At 40.9% G+C, this 18,197-nt stretch carries 19 protein-coding genes; 12 read left to right on the forward strand and 7 right to left on the reverse strand.

The window, feature by feature from the left end; all coding sequences use genetic code 11:
* Nucleotides 1-223 (forward strand): hypothetical protein (locus tag IEX12_RS23255; RefSeq protein WP_286170881.1); only part of this gene is annotated, 223 nt, incomplete at its 5' end.
* Nucleotides 224-249: 26 nt separating this feature from the next.
* Here the strand turns inward: IEX12_RS23255 and IEX12_RS03560 are convergent.
* From IEX12_RS03560 to IEX12_RS03575, 4 genes are all read right to left on the reverse strand, one after another.
* The gene (locus IEX12_RS03560) at nt 250-1,419 is read right to left on the reverse strand and encodes a hypothetical protein (RefSeq protein WP_188724674.1); all 1,170 of its coding nucleotides are present in this window, start codon (nt 1,417-1,419) and stop codon (nt 250-252) included.
* A 15-nt stretch (nt 1,420-1,434) separates the two neighbouring features.
* Nucleotides 1,435-2,523, reverse strand: a complete 1,089-nt coding sequence (locus IEX12_RS03565; RefSeq protein ID WP_188724675.1) for a polysaccharide pyruvyl transferase family protein — start codon at nt 2,521-2,523, stop codon at nt 1,435-1,437.
* A 547-nt stretch (nt 2,524-3,070) separates the two neighbouring features.
* Nucleotides 3,071-4,117 carry a glycosyltransferase gene (locus IEX12_RS03570; RefSeq protein WP_188724676.1) on the reverse strand — a complete coding sequence of 349 codons (1,047 nt, stop codon included), beginning with the start codon at nt 4,115-4,117 and terminating at the stop codon, nt 3,071-3,073.
* Nucleotides 4,104-5,378, reverse strand: coding sequence for an O-antigen ligase family protein (locus tag IEX12_RS03575; protein ID WP_188724677.1), 1,275 nt, complete (start codon nt 5,376-5,378; stop codon nt 4,104-4,106). Before IEX12_RS03575 ends, IEX12_RS03570 begins: the two co-directional genes overlap by 14 nt.
* 244 nt (nt 5,379-5,622) lie before the next feature.
* On the opposite strand from IEX12_RS03575, the gene IEX12_RS03580 reads away from it, so the two are divergent.
* The 3 genes from IEX12_RS03580 (at nt 5,623) to IEX12_RS03590 (ending at nt 8,245) form a co-directional block, all read left to right on the forward strand.
* A complete protein-coding gene (locus tag IEX12_RS03580; RefSeq protein WP_088052332.1) occupies nt 5,623-6,756 on the forward strand; it encodes a glycosyltransferase family 4 protein in 1,134 nt (377 codons plus the stop codon).
* 100 nt (nt 6,757-6,856) lie between these two features.
* Complete coding sequence (locus IEX12_RS03585) at nt 6,857-7,087, forward strand: hypothetical protein (RefSeq protein WP_155555118.1); 231 nt, start codon at nt 6,857-6,859, stop codon at nt 7,085-7,087.
* Between the two features lie 153 nt (nt 7,088-7,240).
* A complete protein-coding gene (locus IEX12_RS03590; protein WP_188724720.1) occupies nt 7,241-8,245 on the forward strand; it encodes a glycosyltransferase family 4 protein in 1,005 nt (334 codons plus the stop codon).
* Between the two features lie 260 nt (nt 8,246-8,505).
* Here the strand turns inward: IEX12_RS03590 and IEX12_RS03595 are convergent, their stop codons facing one another.
* Nucleotides 8,506-9,573, reverse strand: a complete 1,068-nt coding sequence (locus tag IEX12_RS03595) for an LCP family protein (protein ID WP_088052333.1) — start codon at nt 9,571-9,573, stop codon at nt 8,506-8,508.
* A 300-nt stretch (nt 9,574-9,873) separates the two neighbouring features.
* On the opposite strand from IEX12_RS03595, the gene IEX12_RS03600 reads away from it, so the two are divergent.
* Nucleotides 9,874-10,608, forward strand: coding sequence for a WecB/TagA/CpsF family glycosyltransferase (locus IEX12_RS03600; protein WP_088052334.1), 735 nt, complete (start codon nt 9,874-9,876; stop codon nt 10,606-10,608).
* A 93-nt stretch (nt 10,609-10,701) separates the two neighbouring features.
* Here the strand turns inward: IEX12_RS03600 and IEX12_RS03605 are convergent, their stop codons facing one another.
* Together IEX12_RS03605 and IEX12_RS03610 are read right to left on the reverse strand one after the other, a co-directional pair.
* Nucleotides 10,702-11,103 (reverse strand): hypothetical protein, encoded by a 402-nt coding sequence (locus IEX12_RS03605; RefSeq protein WP_188724678.1) that lies wholly within the window; start codon nt 11,101-11,103, stop codon nt 10,702-10,704.
* Nucleotides 11,100-11,285 (reverse strand): hypothetical protein, encoded by a 186-nt coding sequence (locus IEX12_RS03610; RefSeq protein ID WP_088052336.1) that lies wholly within the window; start codon nt 11,283-11,285, stop codon nt 11,100-11,102. Before IEX12_RS03610 ends, IEX12_RS03605 begins: the two co-directional genes overlap by 4 nt.
* A 228-nt stretch (nt 11,286-11,513) precedes the next feature.
* On the opposite strand from IEX12_RS03610, the gene IEX12_RS03615 reads away from it, so the two are divergent.
* The 7 genes from IEX12_RS03615 to IEX12_RS23260 all read left to right on the forward strand — a co-directional run bounded on the left by IEX12_RS03615 (nt 11,514) and on the right by IEX12_RS23260 (nt 18,034).
* Entirely contained in the window at nt 11,514-11,738 is a 225-nt protein-coding gene (locus IEX12_RS03615) for a DUF1659 domain-containing protein (protein ID WP_088052337.1), read from the forward strand.
* Between the two features lie 90 nt (nt 11,739-11,828).
* Nucleotides 11,829-12,044, forward strand: coding sequence for a DUF2922 domain-containing protein (locus IEX12_RS03620; RefSeq protein ID WP_088052338.1), 216 nt, complete (start codon nt 11,829-11,831; stop codon nt 12,042-12,044).
* A gap of 296 nt (nt 12,045-12,340) precedes the next feature.
* Complete coding sequence (locus tag IEX12_RS03625) at nt 12,341-13,786, forward strand: PTS mannitol transporter subunit IIBC (RefSeq protein WP_088052339.1); 1,446 nt, start codon at nt 12,341-12,343, stop codon at nt 13,784-13,786.
* A 180-nt stretch (nt 13,787-13,966) separates the two neighbouring features.
* Entirely contained in the window at nt 13,967-16,078 is a 2,112-nt protein-coding gene (locus IEX12_RS03630; protein WP_286170884.1) for a BglG family transcription antiterminator, read from the forward strand.
* Nucleotides 16,079-16,093: 15 nt separating this feature from the next.
* A complete protein-coding gene (locus tag IEX12_RS03635; RefSeq protein WP_188724680.1) occupies nt 16,094-16,531 on the forward strand; it encodes a PTS mannitol transporter subunit IIA in 438 nt (145 codons plus the stop codon).
* A complete protein-coding gene (locus IEX12_RS03640; protein ID WP_102414588.1) occupies nt 16,532-17,692 on the forward strand; it encodes a mannitol-1-phosphate 5-dehydrogenase in 1,161 nt (386 codons plus the stop codon).
* Nucleotides 17,693-17,926: 234 nt separating this feature from the next.
* On the forward strand, nt 17,927-18,034 hold the full coding sequence (locus tag IEX12_RS23260; protein WP_250889759.1) for a putative holin-like toxin: 108 nt from the start codon (nt 17,927-17,929) through the stop codon (nt 18,032-18,034).
* Nucleotides 18,035-18,197: the final 163 nt, after the last annotated feature.

Below are 18,197 nucleotides of genomic sequence, written 5' to 3' on the forward strand. Positions count from 1 at the left end.
CTCACCGGCCGAAGTTTCTGCTCACGGGCTGAAGTTCCTGCTCACCGGCCGAAGATCCCGCTCTCCGGCTGAAATTTCCTGCTCACCGGCTGAAGTTCCTGCTCTTCGGTCGAAGTTGCCAGCTCACCTGCTGATGTTCCCGCTCTCCGGTCAGAAATCCAGTGCGACAAATTGGAACTCGCGTGATCATCTCAAATCCCGCGTGATCAGGCCTGGGCAATAACCTTGAGTCCGTTCTATATTGTTACCCTATCCTATTATCCTGAGTTTCGTCAGTACCTTCTTAACCGAGAATTTAAACAGGTAGTACGGTGTCAGCATGACGGATGCAGCGGGAATTTTATAGTTATAGCGCTTCATTTCCTGGTGAATCTCCCTGGAATATTGCTCACTTTTGAGTGTTGCTAAAACTTGTGCAATATAGCCAGTTTTTCTGTCCTGGTATTTTTTAAAATCAAACACCTTTTCATACAGCTGCAGTTTTCCCATTACATCAAAGGTCAGCATGGTACGCAGACATTTTTCACACGTCGAGCAATTTGCTGCATCCCCGTTCGTGCATACATTCAAATAGCGGTAGGTCGGTTCATAATTGGCAACTATCTTTGTCTTCTCGACCCGGGAATAGCTTGAACCGGTTGAAAAAAATGTTAACGATTCCGTCGATAGCATATTCAGCGTCAAAATATCATAGGATGCCCCAATTGTCGGGCTTAATTCGAAGTGCTGGAACTGTCTGCCTGATGAATAATAGTAATAACGGAATAACTTCTGCAAGGCGAGTATGCAAGCGGCATTTCGGATTGTATGGGACGGCACGTAATCCATGTTGAGCACTTCACTTATGTTGGAATCGATGGGGATCATGTCCATTTCTTTCTCGTTACAGAACGGTGTTACCAATTTTAGTCTTTCCTGAAAAAGGGTTCTGGCATCCTCACCGCCAAAGTCACCATTTGAGCCGGCGTTATGGAACGTAAAATGTGTCAATTTTAACGATTCCGGGCATTCATCCATGAGGTGCTCATAGGCGGTGCAAAACGAATCAACACCTGCAGAAAAGCCGGTCCCGACCGCACCGATCGTTTTGATTGGAGCACTTTCCAACCCATTATGGATAATCGATATTTGGGTTAATTGAGGCATGGCAATGGTTAGTGCCTTTATTAAATAGTTCGTCAGCGTGTAATAGAGACGCTCTGAAATAGGAAAATGGAGTTTAATATCATGTCCCTGTTTCATGGCGAGCAGCAGCAGTCCTACCAAAAAAGCGTCCCCTCTTTCGTACGTCAGGTAATCCTTGTATTGCTTTGGCACGGAGAACCAGACAAAATCCTTTTTATCACCTATTTCGAGTAAAGCACGAATGATCCCCATATCCTTATCTGTGAGAACTTCAGGTTTGTGAATGATAAGCAAGCGCGTCTCCTCTTTCTAATCCTTCTTTAAATAATGATCGAGCACCTCGAAGTGTTTTTCCGCACATTTTACTTGGTTCGTAACATCCATCATGTTTGTTTGCATACTCGCAAAAACAGCTTCAGCTTTAAGCATTTGGATTGTGCTGAAATCTGTATAAGCCCCAGTAAATCCCGCATCCTGCATTACATTGGTCATTTTATTGCTGTAAACAATTGGGAATACTCTCTTTTTCATGACCCAGCCGAGAATCATAGCATGAAACCTTGAGGCAACTATGAAACTGGATGTTGCTAGCAGGTTTAGTGTTTCATCGATATTAGATCGATAAAAATGCTTCGTAATCCTGTTTTTATAGCCTGGCGGGATTTGTCCCATAATCATCTCCACAGCCTCGTCATCCTTTTCCATTTCACAAAAAGCCATCAGGGTGACCTGATATCCCTTCTCTATGAAAAAGATCGCGATTTCTGTCATCTTCTGATAATAAATGGCGTCGCAACCAGCTAAATGTTTCCGGATGGATGGCTTGATGACCGATAGGACAACTCCCTTTTCCTGCTTGGCTGTAGCAGGTTCTTTTAGTTGAAAAATAATATCATCTGCCATCCGTACTTGCGGTAAATCGCTGAAAAGGTCATAGGAGTAGTTTTCACGAAAACAGATGTCGGTATAAGTACGAAAAAGTTCTTTATATTCCTTAAAGAACGCTTTGTCAGAAAAAGGCCCAAAGTTTGCTCCTAATAGAAAAAAAGGCTTGTCCTTCAGCTGCATTGTTTTGTTATGGTTTAGTTCCTCTCGCCAATTTTCTCCTTGGATGAACAGGGAACCCCCGATTTGGATGGCCATAGTACATGATTTAGCGATTAGCCGGCGTGTAAAACTGTAAATATGAAAGCGGCGGAAAAGAAGATTTAGTCCTTTTAATATTAATTTGTCACTGGGAATAATCCGAATATTTGCCAGTTCTTTAAAAGTTTGTTTATAGCCGCTCGGTGCGTAAAGCATGAATGTTGTGTCCGGATAACGTTCGCATAAAATTTTTATAAATAAATCATCACCTAAATTAAATTGTGTGTAGGCGTAAATCATTACCTTTTTCATGTTAATCATTCCTCATTCTTGGGGCTCGCCCCTATCTAACATGATTGCACAAAATGAACATGTTTAGACATGAAAGGTGTTGAAAACGAATGATCGATACCTATAATAGATGTCAGAATAGTTTTGGATGAGAAAATGGAAGGGGTGACGGATACCAGGAAATGTTAACTGGAGAAGCTGGAAGTCAGGAGAAAAACTTACACAGGAATAGTTCCAAGAAGAAGTGAGAGAGAAGTTCACATTCTTGGAGGAGTTTCAGAAGGAAGAAAAAAAGAAATTTGAAACTCAGAAAAAATTTCAGACAGAAGTAAGAAAGAGGTTTGAATCTTAGGTCATCAGGCTTACATCACGTGAGGAGGGACAAGATAAAAATATGCTTTACTTGTCACCGTAAGTGCTAGCGAACCACTAGACAGAACAGAAGCACTTGCGAAACGAATGCGGAATGTGGAATACGACATATCACAAATAAAACGCAGAACAGGGATTTAAAATAATGGCACTTGGCGAATATCCCAGTGTTTTTTAAAAAAAGAACTTCATTTGTTCAAGAAGACAAATTCATCCGCTTCAGCAAATAAAATAGTGGGTGCAGTCGCTGATGGAGCATATTTTTTACCGCAAAAAACAGATATATTCCGTTTACTGATTTGCGCTCAATCATACTTCCGACCAGCCGGGATTGCAGCGTATCCGAAAAATGGGCATGCTTCACATTATCAGCAGAAATGATGGTCGCGATCGCAGCTTTTTTCTGCCTTGGTGTCAGGCTGCTATGCTGGTGAAACAAATTGTTAAGACCATTCACAATTCCATTGGCTTGAATGATCGCCAGAAAATAATGATTATCACCCGTGTAGCAATTCTTTCTCTGCAAAAAATCCTGTACACGTCCAATTAATACTTGTTGATTTTCCATTAAATCCTCTTTAAAAACCTTTGTCAGCGAGTTATGGTTCATGCAATAGTTGTACAATGTGTCACGAATGATGTGAATCTGGTCACAAACATTAAGGTAAGCGAGATTAAACAAAAGATCCTCACCCATGGTAAAATGCTTGTCAAAGCGAATATTGTAATCGTTGATAACGGCTGCATCATACAGTTTATTACAAGGTGAGGGGAGCAGGATGTTTTTATAAAGCTCACCGACATGCTTTAAAAAGGCAGCATTTGCATAAACGCCGGGAATCGATGGGATTATCGCCGATGTCATTCTTCTATGCATCATTTTATACCCACAAATAACAAGCTGAACCTCATTTTTCATAGCTTCTACAAGGCGGGCGGTCATTGTCGAATCAATGCAATCATCGCCATCAACAAACTGGATATAGTCGCCACTTGCAGCTGCAATGCCAGTATTACGGGCAACGGATGGACCAGCGTTTTGCTGATGGATCACCTGAACACGGCGATCCCATTTTGCGTAACGATCACAAATGACCCCGCTGTCATCGGTCGAGCCATCATTGACCAGAATCACCTCAATCAGCTGGTGCGTTTGATTTAAAATACTGCTGATGCATCTGCTGAGGTATTTCTCTGCGTTATATACGGGTACGATAATACTTACTAAATTAGGTAACGCCATCTTTGTTCACCTCAACATTTTCCATTCCTAATCCTAAAATACAAATAGTTACATATGATATCACGGACGGCGCGAATAGCACATGACCAGCCAAAAAGGCAATCCCTAGACATAACCCAAGTGTTAATAGCAAGAGGAATTTACGTATATTCAACGGGAAAATTCCTTTTAGCAGCTGGGTTATCAGATAAATAAGCGGCATAACCAATAAAATGCTGCCAATTACCCCATACCCGAAAAAAAGGTCAAAAAAGTCCATTTCAATCAACTTGGGAGCCTCGGTGTAGTCACCGGCATATCCCAGCCCGAATAATTTTCGGGTGTTGGTCGCTTCCGTATAATCTGTTTTTGTTTGCTGTAAATAGATATCCCGAGAGCTTAAAATCTTCCCGGCCAATCCACTTGTCCTATTTGGATCTGCAACTTTTTCTGTATGCTCGACATCCGTGACGTAATCCATTTGCTTGGTATTGGAAAAAATCGGCGATAATGGAATGCAACATACGAACAAGACAACAATGCTGAGAAAGAGTAAGGCACTTTTCTCCCTTACTATACGGAATCGAAAGGTAAACAACACATACAAAACACCTGCCAAAACGATGAACAAGCCCCCAAAAAAAGCAGTTTTTGTCCCGATCATCGGTACCATACTCACCATCAAAATGAAGGCGAGCCATGTACGGAATCTCTGCTCATACCAAAGGTAAACAAGACTTAAGCCAAGCAATACAATAACAATCACACTTAATTCATTTGCTGAGAAAAACCAGCCGGAAAACCCGACGCTTCCATGCCGATAGCTGTCGATGCTTGTCCCTGTCATAATGGCCAGCCAATAGCTAATCCCAACGATAAGGCTAACGACTGCAGCGGACTGGTAAAGGAGTGCTTTGTTTATTATTCTTTGCTGTAAAAGAATGATTGATGCATGAATCATGACAAGATAATAACTTGTTTTGATTGCAAAATTAATTTCCTGAAAATAGGCTACAGGTGTTTTTTGTAAACCATTAACGATCAGCATCAGTAAAATTGGCGCATACGAAACAGCAAATGGTAAAATCATCGCCCGTTTGTAACGGAATAAATAACGAAAAATATAGACAACTAATCCTGCCATAATCAGCGCTCGGGATAATGATCCGATGGTTATTGCCATGCCATAGTAGCTTGATATGGAAGTAATGATGTCAATTATTGGTTGCAGCACGATAAGGAAAAAAATAAATTTATCCCGCTTGGTTTTGGTAATCTCCATTGTGTTATGTCCTTTCATTTTTACCATCATACACCACAATTATAGTCATTTGCCGATCAAATATTCACTGCTATTATAATTTCCGCTTAGTCTGGGTATATTGATTTACTACATCAAGTAAGTACAAAAGCACACTGACTGCTACATCTGGACATGGCTGATTAGCACATCCAAATTTTTCTAATAAATCCGCTTGGAGATAGTTTACTGTCAGGCGTCGGAAAAAGGGAGTGAATAGGAAGGAATGAAAATATTACATTTAAACGCAGGAAACGAAACTGGTGGCGGTATGCACCATATTCTTGGGTTATTGAAAGAATTTAACCGGGACGAATTTATTTTAGGCGTTCTGGAAAAGGGAGAAATGCTGAAACAGGCGGAGAGACTAGGGATTCAGACGGTATACTTTTCCAATCGTGTAAAACTTAGTATCCCGCTCATACATAAAATAGCCAGCTATATTAAACGGGAACGGATTGGCCTTGTTCATACACACGGACCACGCGCGAATGTGTACGCGAAAGTTCTAAAAAAAATGGCACCCTTTCATTGGATTGTAACCGTACATAGTGACCCGACCCACGACTTCATGGGCAAGGGGATGTATGGGGATTTTTTGTGCCGGCTTCATTTAAATGCTATCAGGAATGCAGACCGAATCATCGCTATTTCCGAGCCTTTTCGCACGAATCTTCATGGCGTCGGGGTAGAAAATAATAAAATTGTCACCGCATTAAATGGGATTGATTTCCGGAAAAAAGCGGACAAGCCACATGTAAGAAATGATTTTGGCTTTGGTGAACATGATTTTTTGTTTTTAATGGCAGCAAGGCTTGAACCGGTAAAGGGTCATCAAATAGCTTTGGAGGCTTTTTCCGAAATTATCAAAGGACATAACGGCTGTCACCTGCTGCTTGCCGGGGACGGGACGCTTACGGACACATTAAAACGGGCGGCACGGGATTTGGGTGTCGAAAAAAATGTCCATTTCCTCGGCCACCGCCACGATATTGATAAATTTTACGGAATGGCAGATATCACCATGCTCACCTCATTCAGTGAAAGTTTTCCATTAGTATTATTGGAGTCTGCCAGGGCCAAAACACCGGTCATCGCAACAGATGTCGGCGGGGTTTCCGAATTGCTATGCGACAAATCATTAGGCTGGAAAACAAGCCCGGGTAATGTTCGAGAACTGACAAGTGCAATGGAAGAGGCGATAATTTTTCGCAACAAGGGTATGTTAAAAAGGATGGGAGAAAAACTCGAGTCCCACGCTTCAAGCAAATTTTCGTTGGAGATTTTTGCTGAAAACGTTTATAATGTATACTTAAGTATGGATAAAGTAAATTTAAATGTAAAAAGCGAATGGAATTGATTGATGCGCCCGAGTGGAGTGCGCGATACAATATCGATCGGGTACTATATAAAATCGATCCAGCAGGGCTCATTTTTAATCGAGCGAGAAGCAAAGACGATTGAGCGTCGCAAAAACGATTGAACAGGGGGCAAAGTCGATCGAGAGCAGTGTGAAATCGCTTGAACCGGATGGATTTTCGAGCGAGTGCATCGCAAAAACGATCGAGCTTGGAACAAAGTCGATCGATAGCGGGATAAAATCGATCGAGTACCAGGAAACTCGTTTAACATTTAGTATGTGCAACACGAACAATGCTTTTATCGATAATTACAAAATTCCAACATCATAATTATAAGTGTGTGTTGAAAAAGTCGCCGCTTATCTTTGGTGACTTTTGAACATTCTCTATAAGTAAAAAGAGTCTATGTTAAAATAGACAATTGAGGTGGGCTAAGTGATAAAAATTGTAGTATTAGCCTTTTTAACATTGTTAATTTCGTTAATGATAACGCCGTTTCTGATAAAAATTTCGTTAAAATTTAATGCAACAGATAAACCGAACCATCGAAAAGTTCATGCAACCCCAATTCCAACTTTGGGCGGGCTGGCAATTTATTTTAGTTTTCTCATTGGCTTAGTCATTTTACAACCGGAAAACGACTATCATCTTGCAATCATCTGTGGTGGATTTATTATTATCGTACTCGGTTGTTTAGACGATCTATTTGACTTATCGCCCAAGGTAAAATTTATTACCCAAATTATCGTTGCGGTTCTGGTCGTTTTCTGTGGTGGATTGCAGGTTGAATTTATTAATTTACCGTTTGGCGGACAAATCGAATTTGGCTTTTTAAGCTCCGTTGTGACGATTTTTTGGATAGTCGGAATTACCAATGCGATTAACCTGATTGACGGGTTGGACGGGCTGGCTGCAGGAGTATCATCGATTGCATTATTTACGATCGCTGGTATGGCTGTTATTATGGGAGACGTTTATGTTGCAACCATGGCTTTGATCCTGTTTTTTAGCACGGTTGGATTTTTACGCTATAATTTTTATCCCGCAAAAATATTCATGGGGGATACGGGGGCGCTTTTTTTAGGGTATATGATTTCGGTGTTGGCGCTTCTCGGCTTTAAAAATGTAACCATTATTTCGTTTATCATTCCAATCTTTATCTTGGGAGTGCCAATTTCCGATACACTCATTGCGATGGTTAGAAGGTATATTAATAATCAGCCACTGTCGAGTCCGGACAGCTCGCATTTGCATCATCGCCTAGTCAAGTCAGGCTTCACCCACAAGCAGACTGTCCTGATCATATACGCGCTAAGTGCGATGTTCAGTGTAGCCGCTATATTATTTTCCATGACAACGGTTTGGGGATCACTGCTGATCTTCACGATATCATTACTGGCAGTACAATTTTTAATTGAAAATCTGGAATTAATCAATGCGGAATATAAGCCATTAACCAATTTTGTAAAAGGCTTGCGACATAAATAGCAGCGGAGGTTCCGCTGCTATTTATGTCGCTGGTTGTTGTAATTGGCGATCTTCCTTTTCGATTTTTGTCAAGGGAATAGATGCCCATGCTTCAGGAATTGTCTACCCGTGTTCAAAAGTCGAGCGGATCGAGCTAAGGAATTGTGCGCTCATGTTACAAAGACAGGCGCTCAAGCACATAACAGCGCGTACCAGAAAACAACAACCGCTACCCTCCCACAAAAAAAGCCGCCAGCCATACGGCCAGCAGCTTCTCCAATCTAATATGAAGTTGTTGTCGGGCTCTCGGTAGTACCGGTTTCCGCCGTACTATTGTCAGCTTCACTAGCTGTTGTGCTTGTATTATCTGCCAAATCCAATTGATTTTTCAGAATTTGCTTCGTCTCTTCAAGCGCTACTTCATCCAATTGATAATAATACGTGCTACCTGGCTGGTAATCATGACCTTCTAATGTTAGTGACTCAATGTTTAAATTTTTTCCGCTTGTGCCATAGGAAATAAAACTTTTCATTTCATCAAATGTCATGTTGGTTGTCATGTTTTTTCCGACTGCTTCAATGATGTTATCAAATTTTAAAATGGAATCCATCGATACAGCCTTCTTCATAACTGCTTTAATTACTTCCTGTTGCCGTTTCCCTCGCTCAATATCATTATCTTGTTTTCGTGTTCTGGCAAAAGCTAGTGCCTCTTCGCCATTTAATACCTGCTCACCAGGTGATAATTGAATGGCACCAGCCTTGTCCTTGGAATCTTGTTCACTCATTTCATAAGGAACATCAACGGTTACGCCATCAACTGCATTAACTACATCGATAAATGCTTCAAAGTTCACTTTGACATAATAATCGACCGGAATGTCCAATAAATTTTCAACTGTATCAATCGTTGCTCTCGGCCCACCGTACGCATGGGCATGGTTGATTTTTGTTTCATACCCGACCTCCGGAACGTAAACATAAGAATCACGTGGAATACTCAGCAGCTTGACACTCTTATCATCCTTGTTCAGTGTGGCAAGCATCAAGGAGTCTGTCCGTGAATCATCGTTATCTTTATTGTTCCTGACATCACTGGCATCAACACCCATAATCAGAACGGATACATTATCGACATCTGGATCCACTATTGTCTCACGCAAATCTGATTTTTCCCGTCCATCATTCTTATAGGAATCAGAGAATACCGAATCAGCTTTAATATATAAGTAAGTAGCATAGGTTGCAACAGCAAAAAAGGCGACTAAAACCGGCACCAATATGAAAACAACGCGCTTTTTCAGCTTGCGTTTCTTCGTTCTCCGGACACGACGTGTATTGTTATACATTAAAATTCCCCTTTTATGCAAAATACCTTACAATTAGTATTATGCTAATTTGATTATCTATATTGCAAAAAAATCAGTTGGAAAAACCTGACTATAAATGATATCATAATTTCGAGTAACATTTACATAATAACTGAAAAACTAACATTAATTTTACTAGAAAAATGCCCAGTAGTAAATTAAAATTTGATTACAATTTTGTAAGAATTGTTTAGACAGTTGGAAAATTGGTATATGTATAGCCGTTTCAGCTGATATAAGATTTATTTCATCTGAGTTCTTTTAGAAAGGTTGCAAATAATGACGAAAGCTAATGATTCTGTAACAATTATGGACATTCCTTTTTTAAATACGACAAAAGATGACTTTCTGCACCAATACCTTTTTCCAAGGCTAGCTGATCAAAAAAAAAGTTTTGTTGTAACAGCAAATCCGGAAATTGTCATGCGTGCAAAAGAAGACACAACATATAAAGAAATTATTCAATCCGCAAATTATGTTATCCCTGACGGATCTGGAATACTGATGGCGGCAAAATATAAAAACGAGCCACTTCAGGAACGAATACCTGGCTACGACCTTATGCTGGATTTGCTTAAACATGCTGAAGAAAAGGGTTATAGCTGCTATTTCCTCGGGGCAAAGGAATCGGTTAACGAAAAAGTTGTAAAAGAAGTAAATAGGCAATACCCTGGACTGAAAATCGCCGGTCATCACCACGGCTTTTTCGCTATCGATGACCCGGAAATGGCTGCAACAGTGAAGACCGCAAATCCCGATCTGATTTTCGTTGCGCTGGGAGTTCCCCGGCAGGAAATGTGGATTGCGAAGCATAAGGATCAATTCGCAAAGGGTCTATTTATTGGTATAGGCGGCAGCTTCGATATCATAGCAGGAGAGACAAAACGTGCTCCACAGTTATGGATTAACTTAAATTTAGAGTGGCTGTACCGCCTTATTAAACAACCCACACGTTTTAAGCGTATTTTGAAAGTGTTTGAATTTATGGGGCGGGTTATTTTAAGACGGGATTAATAAAGGGTCTCCCGTTAAGCGAAAGTAATAAAGCGGCGGGAGGCTGACCTTTGGATTGAACAAGGATTTATTCTGGCATACTCTAATGAATGTTCATGGGAATCCCCTTAATCCCTTATTTTCCTGAATTTTTGGAATGATATTTTTGTGAGCAGTATGATATACGATCGGCGACTTTTCGCTTTCGATCGGCGACATTCCGGTTTCGATCGGCGGGATTTCGCTTTTGATCAGCGTTTTTTCGCTTTTGATCGGCGACATTCCGGATTCGATCGGCGGCTTTTCGCTTTCGATCAGCGATTTTTCGCTTTCGATCGGCGGGATTTCGCTTTCGATCGGCGGGATTTCGCTTTTGATCAGCGTTTTTTCGCTTTTGATCGGCGACATTCCGGATTCGATCGGCGGCTTTTCGCTTTTGATCAGCGTTTTTTCGCTTTCGATCAGCGGTTTTCTGCTTTTGATCAGCGACTTCCCACTTTTGATCGGTGACTTCATGGGAATTCATCACCACCCTTGGAATGTAAAAGTTCGTTTGTTGCATTTTTATCCTCGACTGCACCAATTAAATCGACTTCTTCAACAATTTCTTGTTCATTATCATTCATAAGCTTTGAAGACAAGGTCTTAAGTTTTACAAATTGATTGGGATACATTTCACGAACAGAAGACCACTTCATTTATATCATGCCTCCTGCTTTTTTATCTTATTTTAATTTTTACTGGTACTCGGCTGAATGATAGTATTCGGCGAAATTCTGGATTTAGCACTTCCTATAAAGAACCTGTTGTATCTATTATCGTCTATGCTCCACCACAAGTGTCATCATTGCAAAATTAATTTTTAAATTCCCATGCCCCCCTTTCCCCTTTCCAGACGATTGTAATGGTGAAAGGAGGGGATGAACATGGCAGTAGCAGAAATGTACAAATCCACTTTGCAGCTCGTTTTGGACGATGGTGTGGATGAGTTGACAGGGAAGCCGATTTATAAAACGAAAAGCTTCAATAATGTCAAGACCGAGGCAACGGCTGATCAGCTTTATACGATCGCACAAGCCTTTGCCGGACTGCAGGAGCGCCCGCTTTACGATATTGAGCGAAAAGACAGCTCTGAGATCAGGCAGGCATAATGCTATACCCGGTGCAAGCACCATTGCTTCCTGACCGCGTCATACGCAGTCAAGCATCAAAAAAATTGGAATAGAAGGGAGGGAAGACTTTTGAAAAAGCTTGAACTGAAATTTTTAAATGAGGACGGGAAAACCGTTACCTACTCATTAGAAAAACCAGCTGAACCGGTTGATCCAGCAGCTGTCAAAAGTGCGATGGACGAGATCCTGACGGAAAACATTTTCACAACTTCCGGTGGTGACATTGTTTCCATCAAAGGTGCACGAATTGTTGATCGTGAAGTGACGGAGATTGAGTTGGGATAAGGATGGGGAACGGATCCTGGGAAATCTGGGTATGTTCTCTTCTAATAAAACAAGATCAGCGCGCGCAAATGGGATGCGTGCTGGTCTTTTTCAGGTTAAAGCGTAAAGTCGTATTGCAAGGGTCTTCTATATCTGCTCGTACAGAATAAGTACTGCCTATGCCATTATTAAATAATGTCAACAACACATTTGCCAAATCGCCTTTAAGATTAGCTTGATGATGGCCTTGTAAGCGCTGTAAAATTAAATCAGGAATCATTATTGGAAAATCATAATTGAAAAGGGGGATTTTTATTATGGCAAATAAAGGCATTCGTGCGAAGCTACAGCACTTTGGCAGTTATTTGAGTGGGATGATAATGCCGAATATAGGCGCTTTTATCGCCTGGGGTATTATCACGGCATTATTCATTCCAGATGGTTATTGGCCAAACGAGGATTTGGCAGCATTAGTAGACCCAATGAAATTTTACTTGTTGCCACTCTTGATTGGGTTTACCGGTGGACGATTGGTGCATGATGTACGTGGCGGGGTGGTAGGTGCTATTGCTACGATGGGGGTTATCGTAGGAGCAGACATCCCCATGTTTCTGGGAGCCATGATCATGGGACCGCTAGCTGGATATTGCATGAAAAAGATCGATGACGTATTACAGGATAAAATCAAGTCGGGTTTCGAAATGCTTTATAACAATTTTTCTGCCGGTATTTTAGGGGCGATTTTGGCAGGTATTTCTGTCAAATTGATTGGGCCAGTCGTTGCAGGTTTGAATAATATATTGGCTTCAGGGGTAGAAGCAATCATTAATGCAGGCTTACTGCCGCTGGCAAATATCATTATTGAACCAGCCAAGATTTTATTTTTAAATAATGCCATTAATCATGGAATCTTAAGTCCAATTGGAGTCGAGCAAGTGGGCGATGCAGGGAAATCTATACTATTCCTGTTGGAAGCAAACCCCGGCCCAGGGTTGGGCATCCTGCTGGCATTCGCAATTTTTGGCAAAGGGATGTCAAAAAGCTCCGCACCTGGTGCAGCGGTCATTCATTTTTTGGGTGGGATACATGAGATTTATTTCCCATATGTCCTAATAAAACCCACCTTACTACTAGCAGCTATTGGCGGTGGTATAAGTGGTGTATTCACCCTAAACGTCTTTAACGCGGGATTAGTAGCACCAGCATCACCAGGAAGTATTCTTGCTGTAATGGCAATGACACCACAAGGAAATTATATCGGTGTGATCCTTGGTGTGCTTGTAGCAACAGTCGTTTCCTTCTTAATTGCATCGTTTATTTTGAAAACAAGCAAGTCAAGTGGCGAGGAAGATTTATCAGCTGCTACGGGTAAAATGGAAGAAATGAAAGGCAAGAAAAGTTCTGTTGCCGATGCTCTTACCCAAGACGAAGAGGCTGTAAAAAAGCGTTCAGATGAAGTTCATAAAATTATTTTCGCCTGTGATGCAGGAATGGGTTCAAGTGCAATGGGTGCCTCATTATTGAAGAAAAAATTTAAAGAGGCTAATATTGATGTGGCAGTTACGAATACATCGATTAACCAACTGCCAGATGATGCAGACATCGTCATAACGCATCAAGACTTAACGGATCGAGCCAAGGCTAAATTATCAAGTGCCGAGCATGTGTCGGTAGAAAACTTCCTGAATAGCCCTAAATATGATGAGTTGGTGGATCGACTTAAAGATAACGTAACGGAAGATGGCCCAAAAGTCACCAAATGATAGGTGGTGAACTTTGGAGTTAGCAATAAATGATTCTTCTGTTAAACCGCCTGTGACAATTGCTAACACAGAAGTAAGCACGTTCTGTGCAAGCCTAGTAGACGGGTGCTATTCCGCATCAACTTTCAAAAATCAGGTTCGGCCACTTTTGAGCATACGCTAATAATATGGCTGCAGGAGGTGAACAGTTTGTATATTACGGGGCGGGAACGCAAGATAATCGAATATATATTACATGCACAAGCAGCTGTTACAGTGAAAGAAATTGCTGATGATCTGAACGTCAGTGAGCGAACCATCCATCGTGATTTGAAAAATATTGAAAGAATAATTTTTGAACACAATTTAGAATTACAAAAGAAGGCAGGGGTTGGCCTCCGTGTCATTGGGGATGAGAACGATAAACAGCAATTGGAATTAACCCTTTCCAATGCAGCAACAGCCGATTTTACACCAGATGAACGGCAGGCAATCATTTTATCAACACTTCTTGAAGCAACCGAACCAATCAAACTGTTCACCCTTGCTAATGAATTAAAGGTAACAATTGCAACAATAAGCAATGACTTGGATCAATTGGAAAATGAGTTAGCCGGCTTCGACCTATCCGTCATCAGAAGAAGAGGGTATGGCGTGAAGGTGGAAGGTGATGAGACGAATAAACGTGCTGCTATAAGCAAGCTGATTACTAAGTATATGGATCCTTTTGAATATGTGTCTCTTTTAAAAGAGACTATCCAAAAGAAATCGAAGCAGCAATTAAATACGATTTCAAGGCGACTGTTAGGATTAGTTAATCTGGAGACGTTACACACAATTGAGGATAGAGTAGAACAAGTTAGGGACGAACTACCACATGAATTGGCTGATAACGCCTATATTGGTCTGGTTGTTCATCTAGCATTAGCGATTGAACGACTGAAAAAGGGAGACAAAATAAAGTTTGATACGACGTTTATGAGACAAATCCAGGAAACAAAAGAATATGAAATTGCCAAAGAGGTTGTTCAGGATCTGGAAATAGCGCTATCCATGGATATTCCGGAGGATGAAATCGGCTATATTACGATGCACCTGATGGGAGCCAAACTGCGTGTTGATCACAATTATATAATTGAAGATTCGAGCTTGGATATTGCCTTGCAATCTAAAGAATTAATTCAGTATGTTAATTCTCAGATAAATGCTGATTTGGCAGCGGATAATTCTTTGCTTAATGGGCTAGTTGCTCACTTAAAACCGACCATTTATCGGCTAAAACAAGGAATGAATATCAATAACCCAATAATGGATGAAATTAAAAGCGAATATAGGGAACTTTTTCAAGTTATTCAGGATGGTATCAAGCGAACGTTTCCGGATCTGCAATTTCCAGACGATGAAATTGGGTATCTCGTGCTTCATTTTGCAGCCGCACTACTAGATGGGAAAGAGGAAGTAGCATTACGCGCCTTAATTATCTGTTCCAGCGGGATCGGCACAGCAAAAATTCTCGCTACAAAATTAACACAGCGGTTTCCGGAAATTAAACAGGTGGAAAATAAATCGCTGTTCGACCTGAATCATCTTGATCCTGATAAGTACGATATTGTTGTGTCAACGATCCCGTTAAAAGGATTTGCTGGTGATTATATCCTTGCATCACCAATTTTATCGCAAGCAGAAGTTCATCGTATCAAAAAGGTCATTCAGCAAAAAAAGATTTCGTACAAAACGAAGGGGAATCAGTCAAAATCAAAGCGGGAGGAAAAACAAATTTCGGCTTTTATTCCCAAGTTGGAAGGTATGCAGCATTATTCAAAAATTATTTTGGATTTGCTCGAGGTATTTATTGTAAAGAAAATTTCCGGACGAAGATCATTATCTTCTATTTTACATTTGATTTGTAAGGAACTAGCTGACAGGCGGCTGCTAAAAAATGAAGAAAATGTCGCCGAAAGATTGTTAGAAAGGGATAAGGCAAGTGGATTAGGGATTCCCGGTACATCGCTTGCCCTTTATCATACGCGGTCAAAGGCGATTGAGCGGCCAAGCTTTACTATTTACCGGCTGCAGCATGCGCTAACCGTAAGAGGGATGGACGGAGACAGAATGGAGATGGGCACATTAGTACTGATGCTTGCTCCAGAAGCTGCCATGCAGGAAGTATTAGAGGTGCTTAGCTATTTAAGCAGTTTACTCATACAGGGAGAGGAAAGTGTGAAGATGTTTGAGTCAGGGAACGAGATGCAAATCAAACAATTTTTGTCCCAGCAATTTCAAACTTTTTTACAAGAAAAAAATCTATGGTAGGGAGTGCAGCTAGACATGACAAAAGAAATTTTAAGCAAAGATAATATTCAGCTAAACGTAACATTGCGCGATAAGGAAGAAGCAATCCGTTATACCGGAGATATCCTGGTGAGAAATGGATATGTGGAAGCATCCTATGTGGAAAAAATGCTAGAAAGAGAAGAAATGACATCTACTTTTATGGGTAACCATGTCGCCATCCCGCACGGTACAGAAGATGCCAAGGAAGCTGTTTTGGCAACAGGCCTTAGCGTGGTAACGGTTCCTGACGGAGTCGATTTTGGTGGAGGAAATATGGTAAAGGTTCTTATCGGTATTGCCGGAAAAGGGGATGAGCATTTAGACGTCCTCTCCAGCATTGCCATTGTCTGCTCAGAAGAGGAGAATATTCAGCAAATAGTCGATGCCCAATCGAAGGAAGACATTCTGAATCTATTCAATGGGGTGAATTAAATGTTAGCTGTACACTTTGGCGCAGGAAATATTGGCCGGGGTTTTATTGGGTCCCTCCTTTACCAGGCAAATTATCATACAATTTTTGTTGATGTAAACGATGAAGTGATTCAAAAGCTGAACGAAAAGCAGCAGTACAATGTCCGATTGGCTGCTGAAACTAGCAAAACATTAACCGTGAAAAATGTATCGGGAATTAATAGTATTAGTAACCCAAATAAAGTTATCCAGGCTATCGTGGAAGCTGATATTGTAACAACCGCTGTAGGACCAAACATTTTACCAGTTATTTCAGAGCTTGTTGCGGAAGGATTGCGTGAACGGCTGAAATCTAGTAAAAAGCCATTAAACATTATTGCTTGTGAAAACATGATTGGCGGAAGTTCGCTACTAAAGGAAAAAGTAATGGAACATGTAACGAAAGAAGAGTTTATTACGTTTGATACAATGTTTGGGTTTCCGAATGCTGCTGTTGACAGAATTGTACCGAACCAGAGTCATCACGACCTATTGGAGGTTTCTGTAGAGCCGTATTATGAGTGGGTCGTGGAAGAAACAGCAATCAAAGGAGAAAAGCCGTCAATTGAAGGGATTACGTATGTTTCCGACTTAACACCATACATTGAGCGAAAATTGTTTACCGTTAATACTGGTCATACGGTACCGGCATACGTAGGTCGTTATTTGGGGTATACAACCATCAATGATGCGATGAATGACAAAACTGTTCAGGAAATCATTCGAGGGGCATTAACAGAATCTGGGGAAGCGCTTATCCAAGCGTACCAATTTGACAGAGAAAAACACCAGGCATATGTTGATAAAATTATCGAGCGATTTATGAACCCATATATTTCTGATGAGGTTACTAGAGTAGGACGGGGGCCGATTCGCAAATTGGGACCACAGGATCGCTTGATTCGTCCGGCGACGATGTATATGGATGTCACCGGAAAAGCCCCACGCTATCTGGCAAAAACGATTGCGGCCGTTCTGGAGTATCATAATGAAACCGATGAAGAAGCGGTTAAATTACAGCAAATGATTACGAATAAGGGATATGAAAAAACAGTACAATTGGTGTCTGAATTGGATGTAGATCATCGATTAATTCCAGTAGTTATGAAGCAATTGGAGGAAATGAAGGCTTTGACAGGGTAATAGTTCGCGTAATGATTAGCAATTCAATAGAAAATCGCTGGCCCTCACATTTGTGTGGGTCATTGCTTGTGTTTCATCAGTTCTAAAGTTTTTGAACAATTATTCTGTTCTTCTGCCAATCCGGCAACCAGCTATGGTAAACTATAATTAGCAACTACATAGGTATTGTGGGCGGTTGGCCATCGTTCCTTGTCCCTTAAGTCATGTGTAAGCTTAGGGAAAGGAGGTGGTAGGATGACGGCATATCAAGCATTAAGTTTGGCGTTGCAGTTTGGATTGCTCCAAATTACAGCACTCACTTTTATTGTTACGATTGTCGTTTATTTAATTAAAAAAAAGTAATCGCCCCGACCAAGGTTAGCGATTACTTCTTTAGATAATACATTTTAACAGCTGGCCAACTGCACTTAATGCAGTTTGTAGTTGCCGGAACCGGATAGTTAGCGCTATTCGGTTCCTTATTCTATTTTTATTGTAATTCTATTTAATTATACTGTCAATTTTT

Origin of the sequence: Lentibacillus populi (genome assembly GCA_014642895.1) — a bacterium.
Taxonomy (GTDB): domain Bacteria; phylum Bacillota; class Bacilli; order Bacillales; family Amphibacillaceae; genus Lentibacillus_C; species Lentibacillus_C populi.